This is a genomic window from Hymenobacter daeguensis (assembly GCF_054780555.1).
The window spans coordinates 1-1,932 of the sequence record NZ_BAAGWC010000058.1; the positions used below are offsets into that span (position 1 = coordinate 1).

The window sequence follows — 1,932 nt, forward strand, 5'->3', positions numbered from 1 at the left end:
CGGGCGGCCCTCACGGCCGAGCTGGCGGCGCTGGCCGGGCCGGCGGCGTAGCACCCGGAACGGGCGGGCGGCGCCTGCCGCCGCATGCGTTAATGATGCATATCATTTTTAAAAGTGAGCTACATCATTTTTAGCCGCATCCGCTGCGCCTAGCTTTGGCCTATTCCCAACCCACTTTTAACCTCTGCTTATGGCCCTGGACTACTCCTCCCTGACCGACCGCGCGATGTGCGACGCCGCCACCGCCGAAATTGAGTTCGAGCTCAAAACCTACACCACCCGCCAGGCGCAGGGAGAGCTCACCGACACCCGCTCCGAGCGCACGGCCACCACCACCACCGCCCAGCTGGCCAAGGTGAATGCTCAGATTGCCACGCAGGACATCCTGCTGGCCACCGCCGGCCTCGACGCCGACACGCTTGAGGCCGCCACCGATGAGCGCGCCGCCCTGCTGGTGCGCCGCACGGCCCTCACCAAGCGCAACCGCCTGGCCTCGGGCCTCGACCGCTTCCTGGCCGATGTGGACGGCGAGCAGATGGAGGCGCAAGTCGCCACCCTCAACACCGCGAAGGCGGGCATTGCGGCCCACCGGGCCACACTGCCGGCCTAAGCGTGGTTTCGGCGGCGGTGGATGCGGTTGGTAGGCCCGCGCTACAGCGCGGGCGTCGTTGAACGACCGACGCGTGGTGTACACAGCGTCCGAAACCGCGCTAAGCGTGCCCAGCGGCTGAGCCTCCCCAGCAAGCCCCGGCCCCGTCAGTGGCCGGGGCTTCTTCGTGGCACGGGCTGCGGCAACCTGGGCGGCACCGGGGCCGGGCCGGGTATCACTCCCAAACGAGCTGTACCGGCCGTTGAAGCGCCCCGATTCCGAAACTTCAGTAGCTTTATGCCGCCTTGCCTGTCAGGCAGTTGAGACTGATTTTTCAACAATCATCCGCCGTTCCCATGTTTTACCTAACCCGCGTTGTGCTGCACCGCGCCGATGGCAGCGAAGACTACACGCAGCTGCACACCGAGATGCAAGCCCTGGGCTTTAGCCGCAGCATTGTGAATGATGCCGATGGCATCAGCTACCAGCTGCCGCCGGCCGAGTATTTCCTGGCCAGCGACACGCTTACCACGGCGCAGGTGTGGCGCCTGGCGGTGGCGGCGGTGAATGCGGCGCTGGCCGATGATGCGGCCTCCGTTCAGCAGGCCAATGAGGAGCCCTGCGTGCTGGTGACGGCCAGCAGCGACATCGAAGGCTCGGGCCTGGCGAAGGTGGCGCTGCGTAAAAAAGCGTGAAAACCACCCGCTGCCGGCGCAGCCGGGGCCTTTTCCAGCGAAACGAAAATTGGGAGTCCGCTATATTGCAGCGCTTATTGCGGCCGCGCTGTTTTACCCGGGGCTTGTGCCGAAGCCATTGCCTGGGGGCCGGCTGGTCCTCCCAACTCCAACTCCGCTTACCCTCTTTGCGCCTATGCCACGCCACTTCTACGTAGCCATTGCCAGCCTCGGGCTGCTGCTGGGGGCCTGCAAAAAATCGACGCCCGCCCCGAAACCGTCCCTGGAAGGCAGCTGGAACAACGCCTACACCGTGACCACCGCCTACAGCGCCGCCGGCCTGCAAACCAGTCAGAACACCTATACCTACCCGCAGGGCACCAACCCGGCGGCCCGGTACATCACGTTCACCGGCACCACGTACCAGATTTTTTCCGGGGCCGGCGTGGCGCAGGGGCCGCCGGAAGGCTACACCCGCTACGACGACCTGCTCACGTTTGCCAGCGGCACCCCCACCAGCAGCACCATCAAGCAGCTCACCGCCACCGACCTGACCCTGCTCGGCACCATGCCCACCCCGCAAACGCAGGGCGACTACACCACCTACGAGGTGCACTACACCCGGCGTTAGCCGCCGCGGGGCCGGCCGGCTCCCTGGCCGGGCCCGCC

At 66.3% G+C, this 1,932-nt stretch carries 3 protein-coding genes; all 3 read left to right on the top strand.

Translation table 11 applies throughout. The annotated features are described in order from the left end of the window. The first annotated feature begins 190 nt into the window (after positions 1 to 190). The 3 genes from ACYVHT_RS23250 (at position 191) to ACYVHT_RS23260 (ending at position 1,894) form a co-directional block, all read left to right on the top strand. Positions 191 to 610, top strand: coding sequence for a hypothetical protein (locus ACYVHT_RS23250; RefSeq protein WP_460557781.1), 420 nt, complete (start codon positions 191 to 193; stop codon positions 608 to 610). A gap of 335 nt (positions 611 to 945) precedes the next feature. Continuing rightward, the gene (locus ACYVHT_RS23255; RefSeq protein ID WP_460557783.1) at positions 946 to 1,284 is read left to right on the top strand and encodes a hypothetical protein; all 339 of its coding nucleotides are present in this window, start codon (positions 946 to 948) and stop codon (positions 1,282 to 1,284) included. Positions 1,285 to 1,459: 175 nt separating this feature from the next. After that, entirely contained in the window at positions 1,460 to 1,894 is a 435-nt protein-coding gene (locus tag ACYVHT_RS23260; RefSeq protein ID WP_460557785.1) for a hypothetical protein, read from the top strand. Positions 1,895 to 1,932 lie beyond the last annotated feature (38 nt).

Excerpts from the sequence above, each read along its gene's own strand:
- ACYVHT_RS23250 (WP_460557781.1), top strand. The coding sequence starts at position 191 with ATGGCCCTGGACTACTCCTCCCTGACCGACCGCGCGATGTGCGACGCC.
- ACYVHT_RS23255 (WP_460557783.1), top strand. The coding sequence starts at position 946 with ATGTTTTACCTAACCCGCGTTGTGCTGCACCGCGCCGATGGCAGCGAA.
- ACYVHT_RS23260 (WP_460557785.1), top strand. The coding sequence starts at position 1,460 with ATGCCACGCCACTTCTACGTAGCCATTGCCAGCCTCGGGCTGCTGCTG.